The sequence below is a fragment of the Cryobacterium sp. AP23 genome, assembly GCF_054075385.1.
This window is the reverse complement of sequence record NZ_CM133415.1, coordinates 3,652,747-3,671,355: the sequence shown is the minus strand read 5'-3', so window position 1 is coordinate 3,671,355 and position 18,609 is coordinate 3,652,747. Positions and strand designations below refer to the sequence as shown.

Sequence of the window (18,609 nt, the reverse complement as noted above, 5' to 3'; positions counted from 1 at the left end):
TCCTTCGGTGCGGTCGAAACGGGCTGGCGGTGGGTCAGGTCAACGGGAGTAGACCGGGATGGCTTCCACCAGCGGACCGATCGGGCTGACGGTGTAGGAGGAGGCGAGTCCGTCGCCGGTGTAGCCGACCGATGCGGCGATGCCCGCCCCGCCGGTGACCAGGTAGGCGATGGACGGCGTCACCCCGACGACGACGGATTGGCCCGCCGGCACGGTGAGATCCGTGACGGTACCACCGTCGGCGGTGAGGGTGACGGTGCTGTCGGCGGTGGTGGTGTTGGCCAGGTGGAGCGCCGGGGCAGGTCCGCTCGCGACGTAGACGAGGAACTCCTCACCCTGCGGTGCGGCGGCGGGCGTCCACGTGAAGTCCCGGCTGACGGACCCGTTCACCGTCGTCAGCGCGGCGGCGACCAGGGGCTGGTCACCGGCCAGGTTCACGGTGTAGTTGCCGGGCACGACCCCGCTCAGCGGGATCTCGGTGGCGATGCCGGGCTGGATGACCACCTCGAGGGAAGTGCCGGTGGAAGCGCCGTCTTCGCTTTGCACGCCGACACTCACGGTGGCCGCGGTGTCGCCGGGCACGAGGACCCGCACCGTCGGGGTGTCCTCCGACACCGCTCCCTCGTCGACGGATACGTCGGCACTGGGCGGGGTGACGACGACTCCGGGGATGACCTGTTCGGTCGCCGCCTCGGTGGTCGGGCCGGTGAGTTCGACGCCGCCGGGCTGGATGCCGCGAATGACGCTTTGCTCGAGGGCCGCGGCCACCACCCCGCCGGTGGACTGCATGTGCACCACGGGTGAGAGCAGGTTGGGGGCCAGGCCGGCCAGGGAGATGATGCGCTGGGTGCCGGGCTGCACCAGGATGCCTGTGGAGCCGGGGGCGTCCACCTGCCCGGTCTCGCCGTAGACGGTGAGGTCGACCGTGGCGACGACCGTGGACGGGTTGCTGAGCAGCACGAGGCTGGTGCGGCCGACGTCGGTGGAGCCACCGACCAGCCAGGAGTCGCTGGATGCCTCGGTGCACGCCGACGTTGCCAGCCCGGAGAGGGTTTCGCTTGCCGCGGTCTGGGACTGGGCGCCGGAGACGAGGGGCGCCTCCGGTGCATCGTCGGCCGCGGGAACCGTCAGGAGCTGCGGGGCCCCATCCCTGGCGCTCTCCGCGTTGTCGACGGCGGAGATGTCGCTGCGGTTGACGTCGACGACGACCCCGCCGGTGCCGGGTGCGCGGGCACCGTAGACGGTGTCGAAACGACCGACGGAGGTGGCGACATCCGCCTGGCTGGAATCGGCGGCGAGCGTGAGGAGGGGGCCGGGGCACACCCGCAGCTGGTCGCTGGCGACGGGCGTGACCACGGTCGACGTCGGTTCGCGCACGACAGACGGCCACGGCGCGACGGCGGCACCGCCGACGGCGACGACGACGACGGCCATGCCGATCAGGCCGGCGGTGACCCGGGCCCCGACGAGGGCAACCCTGCGCTTAGTGGCCATGGTCTGAATCCTTCGGGCTGTCGGGGTCGGCCGCTTCCGGGCTGGCGTTCGGGTTCTGGGGCTCCGGGGTCACGGTGTCAGCCGGGGCTGTCGCGGTCGTCGGTTGCGCACTCTCGGTGTCCGCGGGCGGCGTCGCTGTCGTCGGTTCGGTAACCGAGGGGACGGCCTCCGCGGCATCGGCGCGCTTCGCCTTGGTGGACTTGGATTTGGTCCTGGACTTCGGCTTCGCGCCGGGTCGTTCGGAGCGCGGCACCCGGGGGGCGCGCGGGCTGCGCGGCGCACGGGTGGGCTTGGGCGGTTTGCTCATCCGGGACGCCCGGCGGATGGCGTCACGGTGCGCCTGCCGCACGGCTTCCCGGCCGGCACCGGTGGGGATGGAGAGCAGCACCGTCGCACCGATCACGATCACGGCGATGACGGTTGTGACCAGCCCGAAGAGGCCACCGGCGTGGGCGGGAATCGCGCCGTTCACGGCGGCGTCGGTGGATGCGTCCGACCGCCATAGCCGGCCGAAGGCGGTGTCACCGACGGGGACGAGGGCGGCGGTGCCGTCGAGCGAGGTGGTGGCGCGGGTTGTGGTCTGTTCGGCTTCCGCGGTCACCGAGCTGTCGGAGCCCCACTCGGCGGGGGTTTCGGCGGCGGGGCGCAGCAGCACGAAGCTGATGCCGTACGTGGCCAGGTATGCCGAGGTGTCCGCCCCGCTCTGGGACGCGAGGTTCCCGGCCAGGGTCGCCAGTTCTGACTGCTCCTGGGTGAGGACTGTCGCGGTGCTGTTGAGGGTGGATTGCAGGTCGAGTCGGGCGCCCTCGCCGCGCACGATGGTGGCGAGGATGCCGCCGTCCGGCTGCGGGACGATCTGCAGGGTGCCGACCCGGGGGTCGACCAGGGCTTCGGCCGTGACGAATGCCGGCTGGGTGCGGCCGGCGCCTTCCTGCACCACGGAGGTGCCGAGCGGGATCGCGGCGGCCAGGGGCAGCGCCACCACGGCCAGGGCGAGCGCGGAAGCCACCAGCGGCGCCACGGCGACCTTGTGCAGCCCGCGGGCCGCGTACACGACGGCACCGACGATGCCGAGCCAGTAGAGGCTGAGTCCGGCCCCGGGCCAGATTCCCACGGCCTGGCTGCCGAGCGCGGCCACCGATACCGAACTGGCGACGATCGCGGTGCCCAGTCCGAGCAGGGCCGCGATCAGGGCGAACGCTGCGCTCCGGGCGCCGGGCAGCAGCAGGGACACGAGCCCGAGGATGGCCAGCGGAACGAGGAGCAGCGGAACCATCAGCGAGACGGCGCTGGCGTCACCACCCCAGAGCGGCAGCAATTGCGTCCACCCGCCGAAGTCGCCGGCCGGGAAGCCGAGGATCAGCTGCCAGACCGGCACCGGCGCGGTGGGAACCGGCACGCCGGGGTCCGCCAGCAGGGCCAACCAGTTTCCGCGCAGGGCCTGGTTCCAGATCAGGGGAAGCGCCAGGGCGAGGGCCGGCAGGGGGATGCCGACGAAGCGCATCACCCGGCGGCCGCTGGTCAGAACGCAGAGGAGCCATCCGACTAGCAGTGCGGGCGCCAAGGAAGGGGCGCAGGCGACGATCGCGGCGAACAGCAGGGCGGCGGAGCCCGACGCGGACCAGGACCTGGCTGCGGCCATTCCGGCGAAGAAGAGCCAGGGCAGCAGCAGGTGCACGAGGATGGCCGCCGGCCGGCCGGCGGCGATCGCGGTGAGGAAGGTGGGCGACAGCATCCAGAGCACCGCGGCGGTGGCGCGGATCGAGCCGCGGTGGGTGAGCCGGGTCGCGGCCATCCAGGCCCCGGTGGCGGCCAGCGGCAGCGCCAGCAGGTACAGCAGCACCATCGAGAACGACGGCGACCAGAAGGTGAGCGTGCCGAGGATCGCCAGTATCACCGCGAACGGGTCGGCGCCGCCGACGAAGCCCAGCCCGATGTCCCGCCAGCCGTAGCCGACGTTGCTCCAGAGCGCGCCCACGGTGTCGGACAGGGGCAACAGCCCGCCACCGGAGAGGGTTTGTGCGCCGAGGAACGTCGCGAAGATGCCGACGCTGAGCACAGCCGCGCCGAGCAAGGTCCAGGCCCCGCCGCGGGAGAAGAACCGGATCTCCGGTCGGTCGCCCCTGGCGCCGGTGAGGGCGGCCTCACGGGTGAGGGCGTGCCGGCGGCGGACCTCGGCGGCGGACACCCGCAGGGAGGAGATCGACGACCACGGCATGGTGCGGGTGGCGGCGAAGGTGCGCCGGGCCTGGCGGACCCGGCTGCCGAGGAACGCCGCGGAGAAAGCGGCGGCGAATTCGCCGATGATCGCGCCGGGCTCCTTGCGTAGCAGGTCGATGATCGAGCGGAGGAAGGCGAGCGGCACGAGGGAGAGCCAGTGCACCGCCAGGGTCCAGGTGGGGGCGTAGACGAGCCGGCGGTGCAGCTGGGCGGAGCGTTCGACCCGCGCCCGGCGGCGGCTGGCCCGGCCGCGCGAGGAGCCGTCCGGTCCGGCGACGCCGTCGCCGGCGGAGCTGATCCTGGCGGCGGGCACCACCGATACCCGGAAGCCGGCCAGGCGCACCCGCACGCAGAAGTCGAGCGAGTCGTCGACGACCGGCAGGGCGGAGTCGAAGCCGCCGAGGCGGTCCCACACCGTGCGCCGCACGAGCATGCCGCCGGCGCTGACCGCGAGGACGTCGCTCAGGGCATCGTGCTGTTCCTGGTCGAGTTCGCTCTCGACCAGCGTCACCGCGGACCCGTACGGCGTCATCGACAGGCCGAAGTCGTGGATGTACTGGTCGGCAACCCACTCCATGACCTTGGGACCGGCGACTGCCACGGAGGGGGCGATCTCCAGTTCGGCGACGAGCTTCTCCAGGGCGCTGGTCTCCGGAGCGCTGTCCTGGGCGAGGAGCCAGAGCAGCTCGTGGTCACCGTCGGGTTCCGGCAGGACGCGCACAGCGGTCTTGATCGCGTCGCCGAACGACAGGTTCGCATCCGCTGAGATGAAGTGGGTGGGCCCGTAGGCCGCCAGGAGTTCGGCGGAGGCATCCGTGGATCCGCAGTCGACGGCAACGACGGTATCGGGCTGGCGGGTCTGCCCGCGCAGGGCCTCGAGAGTTCGCTGAAGGTGGGCTGCGCCGTTACGGGCGACGATGATGGCGGTGACTCTGGCTTGCATATCGTGGATCAGCCTAGGTCGGATATCTGTGCAGACCCATCAAGCGGCTGGCGCGCCACGAAACGAAACCGCCGCGAAGGAGCGTGGGTCAGCCCGCGCGCTTGCGAAGTTTGCGGCGCTCGCGCTCGGATAGCCCGCCCCAGATTCCGAAGCGTTCGTCGTTGGCGAGGGCGTACTGCAGGCACTGCGGGCGCACCTCGCAGGAGCCGCAGATCTTCTTGGCATCCCTGGTCGAGCCGCCCTTTTCGGGGAAGAACGCCTCAGGGTCGGTCTGCGCGCAGAGCGAGTCGGACTGCCAGGCGAGAGGATTGTCGTCCTCCACGCTGTCAGGCGTCGTGGGCTGCTTGCGCACTCCGGGAACTCCGAGACGGACTGGATCTACAAACCAGTCGTCGGGGACTCCGGAACGATATTCGGACAACGTCATATCGCCTCCACCCATCAGCTTCTGCACATTTCCGCGCTAGAACTAATTACACCCGTGTAGTTCGCCGCCGTCAAGTCACGGATGGTAAACCCTCAATGCGGGCTGGAGGGTTTGCGACGCGCCCGGTTGCCCGAATCGTGTCGCGGCGGGTCAGCTCGCTGAGGCCTGGCGTGACTCCCAGGCGCTTCGCACCATGTCCTCGAGGCTGTGGCGCATCTTCCAGTCCAGATCGCGCGCGGCCATCTCGCCCGACGCCACGATCCGGTCGGGGTCGCCGGTACGGCGCGGGCCGATCTCCGGGGTGAAGTCGATGCCCGTGACCGAGGCGACGGTGCTCATGATCTCGCCGACGGAGACGCCGTCGCCGCTGCCGAGGTTGTAGACGGGGGCGATCTCCTGGCCGGCATCCAGCCGACGGGCCGCGGCCACATGGGACACGGCGAGGTCGGCGACGTGGATGTAGTCGCGCACGCAGGTGCCGTCTTCGGTCTTGTAGTCATTGCCGTTGATGCGAGGGGTGCGACCGTCGATGAGGGCTTCGAACACCATCGGGAACAGGTTGTGCGGGCTGGTGTCGCGAAGCTCCGGCGAACCGGAGCCGACGACGTTGAAGTAACGCAGCGAGGTGTGGGCGAGGCCGGCGGCCACGGCCTGGTCGCGCAGCAGCCATTCGCCGATCAGCTTGGACTCGCCGTAGGGCGACTCCGGGCTCTTGGCGGTCTCCTCGGTGACGAGGTCGGTGAACGGGGTGCCGTAGACGGCGGCGCTGGACGAGAATACGATGCGGCCGACCCCGGCCTCCTGCATGGCGGCCAGCAGCAGCGCCGTCGCGGTGACGTTCTGCTCGTAGGTGTGCAGCGGCCGGGACACGGACACCCCGGCGTACTTGAAACCGGCGACGTGCACGACGCCGCTGATGGAGTGCTCGGCGAAGGTCTTCGCCAGCAGCGCGGTGTCGAGCAGCGTGCCCCGGACGAACGGCACACCGGCCGGGACGAAGTCGGCGTGGCCGCTGGACAGGTCGTCGAGCACGACGACGTCGATGCCCTCAGCGAGGAACGCGCGGACGACGTGGGAGCCGATATAGCCGGCACCTCCGGTAACAAGCCAAGCCATGTGGTGCCCCTGCGCTTTCCAGGCAGCCGCATGCCGCCATTTCAGACCACACTATCGTCCGCGCGGGAACGGTTCGGGATGCCGGTTGCGCCGGGCCAGTTCGACGTCACCGAGACCGTCGGAGCGCAACGCGACAACACTGGCCGCCACAGCCCAGATCACCAGGGCCACCAAAATACTCATAAACAGGATCATGGCAGTAAAAGTAGGCCTTGTGACTTTCTGCCACTAGTGGCAGAGTTGCCGCTTAGCGGCACATTCCTGCCATCCACTCTTGGAGGAGCCTTGCTCAAGAAAATCGTCTGCGTCGCCATTCCCGGAATGGCCCCGTTCGAGTTCGGCGTGATCTGCGAGGTGTTCGGCATCGACCGGTCAGAGCACGGCGGCCCGGTCTTCGATTTCCGCGTTGTCACCGCGGTTCCGGGAGCGTTGCGCACCAAACTCGGCTTCGACATCGTGGTGCACGACGACCTCGCCGCGGCCGCCGACGCCGACCTGGTCGCCATTCCAGCGTACGAGGCCGGCTCGGAGATCCACCCCGAGGTACTGCGGGTGGTGCGCGAAGCCGAGGCCAGGGGCGCCTGGGTCCTCAGCGTCTGCAGCGGCGCATTCATCCTCGGCGCCGCCGGCATCCTCGACGGCCGGCGCAGCACCACGCACTGGATGTACGCCGCGGCGCTGGCCGAGGAGTACCCGAACACCACGGTTGACCCCGATGTGCTCTTCGTCGACGACAACCGTGTGGTCACCGGCGCCGGCACCGCGGCGGGTATCGACGCGGCGCTGCACGTGGTGCGCCGGGAACTCGGCGCGGCGGCCGCGAACGTCATCGCCCGGCGCATGGTGGTTCCGCCGCAGCGCGACGGCGGCCAGTCCCAGTTCATCCAGGCGCCGATCCCGGAGCAATACAGCGACTCGTTCGCCGAGATCACCGACTGGATGCTGCGCAGCCTCGATCAGGACCTCACCGTCGACCAGCTGGCCCGGCGCGCCCTGATGTCGCCGCGCACCTTCGCCCGCCGGTTCCGGGCCGAGCTCGGCACCACCCCGACGGCGTGGCTGAACCGGCAGCGCCTGATCCTGGCGCAGCAGCTCCTCGAGGAAACCGACGCGACCCTCGACCTGATTGCCGCCCAGACCGGTTTCGGCGGCGCGGCCGTGATGCGGCACCACTTCGTGCGCAGCCTGCAGACCACGCCGACGGCTTACCGCCGCACCTTCGGGCGGCGCCGGCCGGCAGCGGACTACGCGGCGGTGACGTCCGGGGTGGTGGCCAGGAAGACCTCGCCGGACCCGGCGAAGGTGAGCGTCGCCTCGTCGGGAGTGATGTAGACCGACTCTCCCCTGGACAGCGCGAACGACGAACCCGCCCCGGCGACGAGGAAACGCCCGGCGGTGCAGATGGCGATGGCGGGGCCGGTGATGCTGACCTGGCGCATCGGAACGCCCGCCGCACCGGCCGCACCGGCTTCGGCATCCGCCGGCACCACGATGTGGGCCAGTTCGAAGTCGGGCACATCCGGCCGGTACACGGCCACGCCGTCGGCCAGCACGATCGGCTCGAGGTACGGCACGGGCAGAGGCGCGAAATCGAGCACGTCGAGGAGCTCGTCGACGTCGATGTGCTTAGGGCTGAGGCCGCCGCGCAGGACGTTGTCGGAAGAGGCCATCACCTCGACACCGAGCCCGGACAGGTAGGCGTGGATGTTGCCGGCCGGCAGGAAGAGCACCTCGCCGCGCTTGAGCGTCACCAGGTTGGTGAGCAGGGAGATGACGATGCCGGGGTCGCCGGGGTAGGCATCGGCGAGCGACCGCACGGTGGCCAGCTCGTCGGCGAAACTGACCTGGGCGCCGCCGTCGATGAGGAACGCGGCCCGCTCGGCGAGCGCCACCACCCGTTCGACCAGCCAGGACACCTCACCGGAGTCGCCGCCGCGACCGTCGCGCAGCAGCCAGTCCACGGCGTCGCGCAGGGCGTCGTCGCCGACCAGCCGGTTCTCCAGCCCCAGCAGGGCCGCGGGCTGCGGGTCGTCCATGGTGGCGTCGAGCGCGCGCAGCTCGGCGAGGATGGCGCGGATCTGCCGGGGGTCACGGAATCCGCAGAGGGCCTGGAAGGTGTCGCTGAGCGCGAAGATGATCTCCGGCTTGTGGAACGGGTCGCGGTAGTTGCGGTCGGCCGCGGTGAGCGGGATGCCCGCGGCGTTCTCCAGGGCGAAACCGGCCGCGGCGCGCGCCGGCGACGGGTGGGCCTGCAGCGAGAGCGGGCTGTGGGCGGCGAGGATCTTCATCAGGAACGGCAGGCGCTCCGACCCGGCCCGGTCGGCGCCGAGCGCGGCGGCGGGGTCGGCGTGGATCCACTCGGCGAGGTTCGCCGCTCCCCCGGTGAGGTCGGGCCGGGTGATCACCGACGGGCTGCCGGGATGCGCGCCGAGCCACAGTTCGGCCTCGGGACCGCCCGATGCCGGACGGCCGAGGAGGTCGGCGATCGCGCTGTCTGAACCCCACGCGTAATCCCGCGGGGTGTTGCTGATGCCCACAAACATGCTTGGCTCCTGAGTCGAATGGTTTAGACCAAACTACCAACCGTTTTCCCGCCAGCCCTTTCGCCGACTTAGGCTGAAAGTCCCGGTCGGAGCGCTCGCGCGACCGACCCGTCCTCGTCGCAATGGAGCACAGATGACCTTCGAGCCGCTCGGCAGTGATTTCTTCGGATACGAGAACCTCCTCGGCGACGAGGAGAAGGCCGCCCTGGCGCGGATTCGCGCCTACCTGGAGGCCGATGTGCGCCCCGTGGTGAACGGCTACTGGGAACGTGCGGAATTCCCGACCGAGATCATCAAGCCCCTCGGCGCCCTCGGCGCCTACTCGTTCGGCTGGGAGGAAACCCGGCCGTTCGAGAACTCGGCGGTCTTCCGCGGCTTCGTGGCGCTGGAAATGGCGCGGGTGGACGGCTCCGTGGCCACCTTCGTCGGCGTGCAGAACGGGCTCGTGGCCGGGTCCATCGCGGCCTGCGGCTCGCCAGAGCAGCGGGCGGAGTGGCTGCCGAAGCTGGCCAGCGGCGACATCGTGGGCGCGTTCGCCCTCACCGAGCCGCTGAGCGGGTCCGACTCCGCGCAGGGCCTCTCCACCACCGCGACCCGCACCGGCGACAGCTGGACCCTGAACGGGCAGAAGCGCTGGATCGGCAACGCCACCTTCTCCGACATCACGATCGTCTGGGCCAAGGACACCGCCGACGGTGCCGTCAAGGGCTTCATCGTGCCCACCGACACCCCCGGCTACGCGGCAACGAAGATCGAGGGCAAGATCAGCCTCCGCTCCGTGCAGAACGCCGACATCACCCTGACGGATGTGGTCGTGCCCGAGCACAACCGGCTGCAGGAGGCGCACTCGTTCCGGGACACCGCCCGCGTGCTGCGGTTCACCCGAGCCGAGGTGTCCTGGGCGGCCGTCGGCCTGGCGATCGGCGCCTATGAGTCAGCGGTGAAGTACGCCGCCTCACGGGTACAGTTCGGCAAACCGATCGGCGGCCACCAACTCGTGCAGGACCTGCTCGTGAAGAGCCTGGGCAACATCACCGCGAGCCTCGGCATGGTCGTGCGGGTCTCCCAGATGCTCGACGACGGCACGCAGCGCGACGAGCACTCCGCCCTGACGAAGTCGTACACGACATCTCGGATGCGTGAAACGGTGGCCTGGTGCCGCGAACTGTTCGGCGGCAACGGGATCGTGCTCGACTACGACATTGCCCGGTTCTTCGCGGACGCGGAGGCGATCTACTCCTATGAAGGCACCCAGGAGATGAACACCCTGATCGTGGGGCGCAGCATCACCGGTCTGGCGGCATTCGTCTGAGCCGGAACTGCCGAGAATGCCGCCGCTTGGGTGAGAATGGGCTCATGGCATCGGCGGGCGGCGACGGGAACGGCGTGAACCAGTGAGCGTGCGGCGGGGTGCGCCCGAGGTCGATGCGATCGTGGTCGGCTCGGGGCCGAACGGGCTCGCTGCCGCCGTGACCCTCGCCAGGGCGGGCCTGTCGGTGCGGGTGTACGAGCGGGAGGCGCACGTCGGCGGCGGTGCGGCCACCGCCGAGCTGACCCTGCCCGGCTACCTGCACGACGTCTGCTCCGCCGTGCACCCGATGGCACTGGCGTCGGAGTTCTTCCGCCGGTTCGGCCTCAGCGACCGCATCGACCTGGTCGTGCCGGAGGTCTCCTACGGGCATCCGCTGCCCGGCGGCACGGCCGGCCTGGCCTATCAGAGCCTCGCCCGCACCGTCGACGAGCTCGGCCGCGACGGCCCCGCCTGGCGCCGGTTGTTCGAGCCGCTGGTGGACCACGCCCAGCAGGTCGCCGAGTTCACCGGGAACCAGCTGCTGCGGATCCCCCGGCACCCGGCGACGGCGCTGCGCTTCGGCCTGCGCGCCCTGGAACAGGGCACCGCGCTCTGGGACTGGCGGTTCAGCGGCCAGGTCGCGCCGGCACTGCTCACCGGCGTCAGCGCCCACACCATCCGGGCCCTGCCGAGCATCGCCACCGCCGGCGCCGGCCTGACCCTGGCCACCCACGCGCACGCCGGCGGCTGGCCCATCCCGGTCGGTGGCAGCGGCGCGATCGTGACCGCGATGGTGGACGACCTGCTCGCCCACGGCGGCGAGATCGTGACCGGCACCGAGGTGCGGCGCCTGAGCGACCTGCCACCGGCCCGCGTGGTGCTGCTGGACCTGACCCCCAAAGCGCTGCTGCAACTGGCCGGCGACGAGCTTCCCGCCGGCTACGCCCGACGGCTCCGCGCCTTCCGGTACGGCAACGCCGTCGCCAAAGTCGACTTCGCCCTGTCCGACCCGGTCCCGTGGCAGGCGCCAGGGCTGCGCGCGGCCGGCACCGTGCACGTCGGCGGCACCCGGGCCCAGATCCGCCGGGCGGAGAACACCGTGGCGCGCGGCCGGCACGCCGAGGAGCCCTACGTGCTCGTCTCGCAGCCCAGCGGCAGCGACCCCAGCCGGGCGCCGGCCGGCAAGCACACCCTGTGGGCGTATACGCACGTGCCCCGCGGCTCCACGGTGGACCAGACCGGCGCGATCATCGGGCAGATCGAGCGGTTCGCGCCGGGCTTCAGGGACACGATCCTTGCCTCCGCCTCCCGCACCGCCCAGGACGTGCAGGCGCACAACCCCAACTATGTGGGCGGGGACATCTCGGCCGGGGAGATCAGCATCCGCCAGCTGCTGGCCCGGCCGGTGTTGTCGCCCGACCCGTGGCGCACTCCGCTGGCCGGGGTGTACCTGTGTTCGTCGTCCACCCCGCCCGGGCCCGGTGTGCACGGCCTCGCCGGCTGGCACGCGGCGCTCAGCGCGCTCCGGCACGACCTGGGCGTGACGCGCGCGCCAGACCTCTCCCCCGATCCGCCCGACGAAAGGTGACACCGTGGCCGTCAACTACCGCCCGTTCGATTGCTCCCCCGAGGAGGTCTTCGCGGTGCTCGCCGACGGATGGCTGTACCCCAGCTGGGTCGTCGGCGCGTCCCGAATCAGGAAGGTCGACGAGCTCTGGCCGGCCAGCGGCACCTCCATCCACCATTCGGTGGGAGTGTGGCCGGCCCTGATCGATGACACGACGTCGGTGCTGGAGTGGGACCCGCCCCGGCACGTCCTGCTCAAGGCGCGCGGCTGGCCGATCGGCGAGGCGCAGGTCGCGATCGACGTGAAGCCCAGGCCGCACGGCTGCGTTGTCCGGATCACCGAGGACGCCACTGCGGGGCCCGGCCGATTCGTGCCGTCGTTCCTCCGCGATACCGCGATCGGCGCCCGCAACACCGAAACCTTGCGGCGCCTGGCCTATCTGGCCGAGGGCGGCGCCGTCCAGGTCCGGTGAACCCCTCGCCCGCCTAACTGTTCCCCGTGCGGACAATTGCACCCGGTGTGCCGGGACCACTTGTCCGCATTGGGAACTGTTGGGCGGGCAGTGAGTTCAGGGGGCCCAGGTCACGGCTCGCGGATGTAGGCGCCGTCCTGGATGGTGGGCAGGCCGGCCTGCTGCCAGGCGTTCATGCCGCCCGTCACGTTGATCGCCTCGAGGCCGTGGCGTTCGAGGAACGCCGCGCCCTGCAGGCTGCGGCCACCGGCGGCGCAGATCACGTACACGGGCGACTCACTCGGCACCTCGCCGACCCGCTCGCCGAGGTCGCCGAGGGGGATGTGGATGGCCTCGGCGGCGTGGCCGGCCTCCCACTCGAAGGCTTCGCGCACGTCGATCACGATGGGATCGGGCAGCGCCGAGAGTTCGGTCACGGAAATATCGGTCATGCGGCTTCCCTTCGCGGCGGGGAGGGGCGCTGTGCACCCCACGTCCCTCGATGTATACCCCAGAGGGTATCAAGCGATCCCCGCAGGTCCAGGAGAGGCCGCCCCAGTACCCTAGACACATGCCCGTCGTGCAGAGCCGTCTCCCTGTTCGTCTTTTCGCGACCCTGGTCTTCTTCAGCGTCCTGGCCGGGCAGTTCTGGCGCAACCTGTTCGGCTGGTGGGGATTCGGCGCCATCGCCCTGATCGTCGTCGGCGGCAGCATCTGGTTCCTCGTGTCGACCAAACCCGCCCTGGGCTGGCGCACGTTCCCGAAATCGCTCGCCGCGTTCATGCTGCTCGCGACCCTCTCGGTCGCATGGTCGGCCTACCCGGGCGCCAGCGCGCTGGGCATCACGCTGCAATGGATCACCACGATCACCGCCCTGTTCGTCGCGCTCTGCCTGACCTGGACGGAATTCCTGCGCACCCTGTCGGCGGCGCTGCGGCTGATCCTCGCCCTGTCCCTGGTGTTCGAAGCCGTCGTCGCGATCTTCATCGGTCACGCCGTGCTGCCGTTCTGGGTGGAATACACCGGCAAGATCCCCGCCGCGTTCTACTGGTCCCGCGCCCTGCTGCTGGAGGGCGGCCCGGTCGAGGGCATCGTCGCCAGCCGCAACCTGCTCGGGTTCATCGCCCTGCTGGCGCTGATCGTGTTCGCCATCCAGCTCGCGGCGGGCACCGTCGCCCGCGGCTGGGGCATCTTCTGGGTGGTCCTGGCGCTGGTGATGCTCTGGCTGACCCGGTCCGCGACGGTGTCCGTGGCGCTCGTGGCCGTGGCGGTCGCCCTGCTCTTCGCCCTCTGGGCCCGCCGGGTTCCGCCGCTCGGCCGGCGCGGGCTGTACCTCACCGCCGGCGGGGCGGCGGCGGCCGTCATCGTCGGCGTGGCGGCCTTCTCGTCGACCCTCCTCGGCCTGCTCGGCAAGAGCGACGACCTGACCGGCCGGTTCGACATCTGGAACCGGGTCATCGACCTGGCCGGCCAGCGACCCGTCTGGGGCTGGGGCTGGGTGAGCTACTGGGTGCCGTGGGTGGAACCATTCGACGGCCTCGCCGTGCGGAAGGGCGTGCAGTACCTGCAGGCGCACAACGCGTGGCTGGATGTCTGGCTGCAGCTGGGCATCCTCGGCCTGATCGCCTTCGGCGCCCTGGCGGTGGCGACCCTGTGGCGGTCCTGGTTCCTGGCGGTCGACCGCCCCCGCCTGGGCATCGCCGACACGGCCGAATACGCGGTGACGGCGCTCCTGCCCCTGCTGCTGATCGTCGCGCTGCTGGCGCAGAGCCTGGCGGAAAGCCGCATCCTGGTGGAATCGGGCTGGGTGCTGCTGATCGTGCTCGCGGTCAAGACCAAGCGCCCCAGCGCGGCGGAGGACCTGCTCAGCGTGGGCAGGCGATGACCGACCGCGCCCGTCCCCCGCAGGTTCCGGCGGCGATCTCCGCCGTCTTCTCCTCCCCACGCTTCAGCGCAGCGCTCACCCACCTGATCCTCGGCGTGGCGTTCGCGACCCATCTGCTGCGCAGCCTGATGGGCTGGCCCGGCCTGCTCGGCGCCCTTGCCTGCCTGGTGGCCCTCGCGGCCGGGTCGCTCATCGCCCGGCGGCGCAGCATCGAATGGCACGGCCTGCTGCCGGTGTCCATCCTGGTGTTCCTGATCTGGTGCGCCCTGTCGGTTCTGTGGAGCGGATACGCCGGCCGCACCGTGACCGGGATCGGATACCAGCTCACCTTCGCCTTTCTGGCGATCTACATCGCCCTGGTGCGGGACACCATCCAGATCGTGCGGTCCACCGGTGACGTCTTGCGGGTGCTGCTGGGCCTGTCGATCGGGTTGGAGGTGCTCTCGGGGCTGCTGCTCGACCTGCCGATCGCTTTCCTCGGCGTGCAGGGCAACATCGCTATGCTCGGGCCCATCCAGGGTGTGTTCGGCTCGCGCAATGTCCTCGGCCTGGTCTCGCTGATCGCCGGGGTCAGCTTCCTCGTCGAACTGCGCTCCCGTTCGGTGCGCCCGGTGCGCGCCGCCTGGTCCATCGCCCTCGCCACCCTCGGGGTGCTCCTGACCCATTCGCCGGTGTTCGTCGTCGTCGCCAGCGCCGTCGGCATCGCCGCGCTGGCCCTGTACTGGCTGCGCCACACCCGCCCCGAGGACCGATGGCGGCTGCAGCTGGGCCTGCTCGCCACCGTGCTCGTCACCACGCTGCTCGTCTTCATCGGCCGGGCGAGCATCATCGACCTGCTCAACGCCGGCAGCGAGTTCGAGACCCGGTCCACCCTGTGGCAGGAGATGTGGCGGCTCGTGGAGCTGCATCCGCTGGAGGGGTGGGGCTGGACCGGATCCTGGCCGCAGGCCGTCAGCCCATACGGCTGGCTCGACTTCGTGACCCGGACCGAGCACAGCTCGGCGCTGAACGCCTTCCTGGACGTGTACTTCCAGGTCGGGCTCGTCGGGTTCCTCTCCTTCCTCGCCCTGGTGACCCTGGCCTTCATCCGGTCCTGGCTGCTCGCCTCGAACAAGCGCCCCGTCGTCTACGTCTGGTCGCCGCTGGTCCTGGTCGCACTGCTGGTCACCTCGGCGGCCGAGAGCACCGTGCTGGTCGAGTTCGGCTGGCTGCTGCTGCTGATCTGTTCGGTCAAGGCCGCGCAGGGCCAGAGTTGGCGCCGCCAGCTGAAGCCCAGCCCGCGCAGCGACCTGGACCGCTAAGACCGAAGCCCAGGACCGGCCGGGGTGAACATCCATCAATGCCCGGCAGAATGGAACGAACCAGCCAATGGAAGCGGGACCCGTGCACGTGAGTCACACCGAAGAGCCAGACCAGGACCAGCCCACCGTCGCGGCGGCGAGCCCGAACACGGGCAATGGCTTCATCCTGATCGTGGCGGCGACCGGACTCGTCGGCATCGCGGGCTACCTGATCACCGTGTGGGTGCCCAACCTGATCGGGTTCGGGCCGTACGCGACCTTCGCGGTGTTCTGGGCGTTCACCTTCCTCGTCGCCGCGGCCCTCACCGGCATCCAGCAGGAGATCACCCGCGGCACCCACGCCCGGCTGCCCGGTGACAGCACCCGGTCCGGCCAGGCCGGAAAGTTCGCCCTGCTGGCCGCCATCGCGGTGCTCGTCGCCGTCCTCGGCACCGCGCCGTTCTGGCAGGCCGCGGTGTTCCCCGAGCACGGGTGGGCGCTCGTGGTCCCCCTCGCCGTCGGCGCGGCATCCTACGTACCTCTGGCCGTGCTGGCCGGGTCGCTCTATGGCGTGGGGCACTGGAAGGCCCTGTTCGCGCTGATCAGCATCGAGGGACTGCTGCGCCTCGTGCTGGTGATCCTGGCCGCGTACCTGCAGCCGGATGCCGCCACCTTCGCCTGGGCCATCGCGATCCCGTTCCCCGTCGCGGTCCTCGCCGTGTGGCCCTTCGCCAGGGCCCGGATCGTCGGCAAGACCCGGCTGGACGTCACCCTCCCCCAGCTCACCTGGAACGTCTCCCGCACCATCGTCGCGGCGTCCGCCATGGGCCTGATGATCAGCGGTTTCCCGCTCGTCCTTCAGCTGACCTCCCCCGGCCAGCCGGAGGGCCTGATGGGGCTCGTCATCGCCACCGCCACCCTGACGCGGGCTCCCCTGATCGTCGTCGGGATGGCCCTGCAGAGCTTCCTCATCGTGTTCTTCCGCGCCAGGGCCGCGCACTTCTGGCGCACCCTGTTGATGCTCGAAGCCGCGGTGATCGCCATCGGCCTGGTGCTGGCCGTCGCGGGCTACCTGCTCGGCCCCGCGGTGTTCGCGTTCGCCTTCCCCAAGGAGGAGGTGCCGGCCAACTGGCTGATCGCAACGTTCGTGCTGTCCAGTGCGCTGGTCGGCGCGCTGTGCGTGAGCGCCCCCGCGGTGCTGTCCCGCAACGCGCACGCGGCGTTCAGCGCCGGCTGGATCGCGGCCGCCGCCACCACCATCGTCTGCCTGCTGCTACCGCTCGGCTTCATCGAGAAGACCGTGCTCGCGCTGCTCGTCGGACCGACGGTGGGCGTGCTCGTGCACGCGGTCTACCTGGCGGTCGTGCGAAACGCCGAACCCGCCCGGGCCTAGTTCTTCAGGCCCCACAGGGTGATCGTGCCGGTCGTGCCGTCGGCGTCGGTATACGGCGCGCTGGCCTGCTCCTCGAGGTCCGCCCCGTAGCGGTCGTTCCAGTAGTCCCCGCACTCGCTGTCGGTGAGCACCTGGGTGGCATTGGCCTCGATCGCCGCATCCCGGTCCAGGTTCCCACCCAGGCGGGCCGACACGATCGTGGCGACGGCGTCGTACTCGGTGGGCCAGGCCATACCCAGGTGGTAGTACGCCACCGGCACACCCGAGGTGACCTTGAGCACCCGGGGGTCGATGCAGAAATCAACCATGAGCAGTGTGCCCGGGTGGTCCTCAGCCGACTGCAGCGCCAGGTCGGTGACCACCTTGTCCTTGGGCGAGTCGGTGACCATGAGGGCCTTCGCGACGTCGCTCTGGTAGAACGCCCACCAGTCGGTCAGTGACACCGACGCCACCCCGACGGAGAGCACGGTGGCCACGACGACGACCCACCGCGGCACCGACCGCTTCGCCGGCCGCGGGCGGATGGCCGCGTGCCGGCCGGTCGCCAGCGTCGCCGTCACCGCATCGGCCGCCGGCGCACTCGCCCGTGAGTTCCAGAGGTCGGTCGTGACCATTACCCCGATGGGCAGGATGGTGGCGGCGACGAGGAAGAACACGTCCATGTACAGCCGGTAGGGCTCGGCGTTGGCTCCCCACACGTCGTTGGTGCCGAGCAGGATCCAGGCCAGGGCGGCTCCGACCGCGTAAGCGCCCCACACCGGGCGCCGACGCCAGATCGCCGCGAGCAGGATCACGGCCAGGGGGACAATGAGCGCCAGCCCCGACATCACCCCGGTCTCGAACGGCACGCCGAGCTTGCTGTTGGAGGCCACCCGGTACGCCAGGAACGGGTCCCCGGTGACGAGTCCCATCACGGTGCCGATCACCTGCGGGGATGCGCCGAGCACCACCGCGACGCAGTACAGCAGCACGACGCCCCGGCTGCGCACGATGAGCACGATCATCCCCGGCACAGCGGGGAGCAACCCGAAGACCAGGGCCGGCAGCTGCCCACCGGCCTCGGCGACGGCGGGGCCCGCGAGGAACACCACCGGGATGAGCGCCAGCGACAGCACGGCCAACACGATGTGGCGGCCGCGCAGCACGACCCAGGCCGCCAGCCCGAACGCCAGCAGGTAGATCGCGGCGATGAACGAGTACGTCTGCACGTTCGCGAGCCCGCCGAGGACCAGGCAGATCAGGGTTGTGAGCAGCACCCGGGTGCGCTGGCGGGCCGGCCGCAGCCAGAGCAGAGCCAGCACCAGGATGCAGATCGCGGCGACAGACAACGACACCGTCTCACCGTTGAGGGTGTGCAGCAGCCCGAACGGACCCCAGATCACGGCGTGCGATTCCAGCTGCGTGTACCAGCCGGACTGGGTGAGGTTGGAGAAGGTGCCCAGCATGAACGGCACCGGCGCGATCAGGCCCACCCACCAGCGGCGGCTCAGCCCGATGAGGATCGCGGCGAGGAGCCCGACGAGCACCAGCTGCACGGCGAGGCCGCAGATGTTCCAGGCGACGATCGGATCCCAGCCGGTCACCCGGGCGACGAGGCCGATGACCTCGTAGTACATCCGGGGATAGCTGATCGCGCCGGTCTCGGTGTCGGGCTCGACGGCGGCGAACTGGCCCTCGGAGAAGTTCTTCACGATCGCGAGGTAGCCGAGCTGGTCGTGCACGAAGTAGTCGCGGAACCGGCTGAGCGAGAATCCGGGAATGGCGAGGTACATGCCGGCCTGGGCAAACAGGTGCAGCACCAGCGCGACCGCGATCACGGCGCCGGACCGGACGCCGGCGAGGACCGATACCCTGGCCGTTCGCGCGTCTGTCACTGCCCCACCCTACAACGGGGCTGCTGGGCGAATCCGCCGCGGAATGCCCCGGACGGGACCCTCCCAGCAAGCATCGGCTATCGTTGAACGTTGCAGAACGTCGGCTACACCCCCAGAGACAAAGG

The 18,609-nt window shown here is 70.5% G+C and carries 15 protein-coding genes; 7 read left to right on the top strand and 8 right to left on the bottom strand.

All coding sequences use genetic code 11. The annotated features are described in order from the left end of the window. Positions 1-39: 39 nt before the first annotated feature. The 5 genes from ACU5E9_RS17315 to ACU5E9_RS17295 form a co-directional block, all read right to left on the bottom strand. Entirely contained in the window at positions 40-1,494 is a 1,455-nt protein-coding gene (locus ACU5E9_RS17315; protein ID WP_456811133.1) for a DUF5719 family protein, read from the bottom strand. Next, entirely contained in the window at positions 1,484-4,657 is a 3,174-nt protein-coding gene (locus tag ACU5E9_RS17310; protein ID WP_456811132.1) for a glycosyltransferase, read from the bottom strand. The genes ACU5E9_RS17315 and ACU5E9_RS17310 overlap by 11 nt, the downstream gene beginning before the upstream one ends. An 88-nt stretch (positions 4,658-4,745) precedes the next feature. Continuing rightward, positions 4,746-5,084, bottom strand: coding sequence for a WhiB family transcriptional regulator (locus ACU5E9_RS17305; protein ID WP_456811131.1), 339 nt, complete (start codon positions 5,082-5,084; stop codon positions 4,746-4,748). 150 nt (positions 5,085-5,234) lie between these two features. After that, on the bottom strand, positions 5,235-6,200 hold the full coding sequence (gene galE, locus ACU5E9_RS17300; RefSeq protein WP_456811130.1) for a UDP-glucose 4-epimerase GalE: 966 nt from the start codon (positions 6,198-6,200) through the stop codon (positions 5,235-5,237). Between the two features lie 51 nt (positions 6,201-6,251). Continuing rightward, positions 6,252-6,383, bottom strand: coding sequence for a hypothetical protein (locus tag ACU5E9_RS17295; RefSeq protein ID WP_456811129.1), 132 nt, complete (start codon positions 6,381-6,383; stop codon positions 6,252-6,254). A gap of 102 nt (positions 6,384-6,485) precedes the next feature. Here ACU5E9_RS17295 and ACU5E9_RS17290 point away from each other — a divergent pair, with 102 nt between their 5' ends. After that, the gene (locus tag ACU5E9_RS17290) at positions 6,486-7,532 is read left to right on the top strand and encodes a GlxA family transcriptional regulator (RefSeq protein WP_456811128.1); all 1,047 of its coding nucleotides are present in this window, start codon (positions 6,486-6,488) and stop codon (positions 7,530-7,532) included. On the opposite strand, the gene manA is transcribed toward ACU5E9_RS17290, so the two are convergent. Next, complete coding sequence (gene manA / locus ACU5E9_RS17285; RefSeq protein WP_456811127.1) at positions 7,445-8,743, bottom strand: mannose-6-phosphate isomerase, class I; 1,299 nt, start codon at positions 8,741-8,743, stop codon at positions 7,445-7,447. The genes ACU5E9_RS17290 and manA overlap by 88 nt on opposite strands. 133 nt (positions 8,744-8,876) lie before the next feature. Here manA and ACU5E9_RS17280 point away from each other — a divergent pair, with 133 nt between their 5' ends. The 3 genes from ACU5E9_RS17280 (at position 8,877) to ACU5E9_RS17270 (ending at position 12,073) form a co-directional block, all read left to right on the top strand. Then, complete coding sequence (locus ACU5E9_RS17280) at positions 8,877-10,055, top strand: acyl-CoA dehydrogenase family protein (protein WP_456811126.1); 1,179 nt, start codon at positions 8,877-8,879, stop codon at positions 10,053-10,055. Positions 10,056-10,137: 82 nt separating this feature from the next. Further along, entirely contained in the window at positions 10,138-11,622 is a 1,485-nt protein-coding gene (locus tag ACU5E9_RS17275; protein ID WP_456811125.1) for a phytoene desaturase family protein, read from the top strand. A 4-nt stretch (positions 11,623-11,626) separates the two neighbouring features. Then, a complete protein-coding gene (locus ACU5E9_RS17270; RefSeq protein ID WP_456811124.1) occupies positions 11,627-12,073 on the top strand; it encodes an SRPBCC family protein in 447 nt (148 codons plus the stop codon). Between the two features lie 110 nt (positions 12,074-12,183). Here ACU5E9_RS17270 and ACU5E9_RS17265 read toward each other — a convergent pair whose 3' ends face one another. After that, positions 12,184-12,504, bottom strand: coding sequence for a rhodanese-like domain-containing protein (locus ACU5E9_RS17265; RefSeq protein WP_456811123.1), 321 nt, complete (start codon positions 12,502-12,504; stop codon positions 12,184-12,186). A gap of 119 nt (positions 12,505-12,623) precedes the next feature. On the opposite strand from ACU5E9_RS17265, the gene ACU5E9_RS17260 reads away from it, so the two are divergent. The 3 genes from ACU5E9_RS17260 to ACU5E9_RS17250 all read left to right on the top strand — a co-directional run bounded on the left by ACU5E9_RS17260 (position 12,624) and on the right by ACU5E9_RS17250 (position 16,610). Next, complete coding sequence (locus tag ACU5E9_RS17260; RefSeq protein ID WP_456811122.1) at positions 12,624-13,937, top strand: O-antigen ligase family protein; 1,314 nt, start codon at positions 12,624-12,626, stop codon at positions 13,935-13,937. Then, positions 13,934-15,238 (top strand): O-antigen ligase family protein, encoded by a 1,305-nt coding sequence (locus ACU5E9_RS17255; RefSeq protein ID WP_456811121.1) that lies wholly within the window; start codon positions 13,934-13,936, stop codon positions 15,236-15,238. The genes ACU5E9_RS17260 and ACU5E9_RS17255 overlap by 4 nt, the downstream gene beginning before the upstream one ends. Positions 15,239-15,326: 88 nt before the next feature. Continuing rightward, positions 15,327-16,610 (top strand): hypothetical protein, encoded by a 1,284-nt coding sequence (locus tag ACU5E9_RS17250; protein WP_456811120.1) that lies wholly within the window; start codon positions 15,327-15,329, stop codon positions 16,608-16,610. Here ACU5E9_RS17250 and ACU5E9_RS17245 read toward each other — a convergent pair. After that, the gene (locus ACU5E9_RS17245; RefSeq protein ID WP_456811119.1) at positions 16,607-18,484 is read right to left on the bottom strand and encodes a hypothetical protein; all 1,878 of its coding nucleotides are present in this window, start codon (positions 18,482-18,484) and stop codon (positions 16,607-16,609) included. The two genes, ACU5E9_RS17250 and ACU5E9_RS17245, sit on opposite strands and share 4 nt — an antisense overlap. Positions 18,485-18,609: the final 125 nt, after the last annotated feature.

Bases quoted from the DNA above. Each gene is read 5' to 3' on its own strand.
- ACU5E9_RS17315 (WP_456811133.1), bottom strand. From the start codon at position 1,494: ATGGCCACTAAGCGCAGGGTTGCCCTCGTCGGGGCCCGGGTCACCGCC.
- ACU5E9_RS17310 (WP_456811132.1), bottom strand. From the start codon at position 4,657: ATGCAAGCCAGAGTCACCGCCATCATCGTCGCCCGTAACGGCGCAGCC.
- ACU5E9_RS17305 (WP_456811131.1), bottom strand. From the start codon at position 5,084: ATGACGTTGTCCGAATATCGTTCCGGAGTCCCCGACGACTGGTTTGTA.
- galE (WP_456811130.1), bottom strand. From the start codon at position 6,200: ATGGCTTGGCTTGTTACCGGAGGTGCCGGCTATATCGGCTCCCACGTC.
- ACU5E9_RS17295 (WP_456811129.1), bottom strand. From the start codon at position 6,383: ATGAGTATTTTGGTGGCCCTGGTGATCTGGGCTGTGGCGGCCAGTGTT.
- manA (WP_456811127.1), bottom strand. From the start codon at position 8,743: ATGTTTGTGGGCATCAGCAACACCCCGCGGGATTACGCGTGGGGTTCA.
- ACU5E9_RS17280 (WP_456811126.1), top strand. From the start codon at position 8,877: ATGACCTTCGAGCCGCTCGGCAGTGATTTCTTCGGATACGAGAACCTC.
- ACU5E9_RS17265 (WP_456811123.1), bottom strand. From the start codon at position 12,504: ATGACCGATATTTCCGTGACCGAACTCTCGGCGCTGCCCGATCCCATC.
- ACU5E9_RS17260 (WP_456811122.1), top strand. From the start codon at position 12,624: ATGCCCGTCGTGCAGAGCCGTCTCCCTGTTCGTCTTTTCGCGACCCTG.
- ACU5E9_RS17255 (WP_456811121.1), top strand. From the start codon at position 13,934: ATGACCGACCGCGCCCGTCCCCCGCAGGTTCCGGCGGCGATCTCCGCC.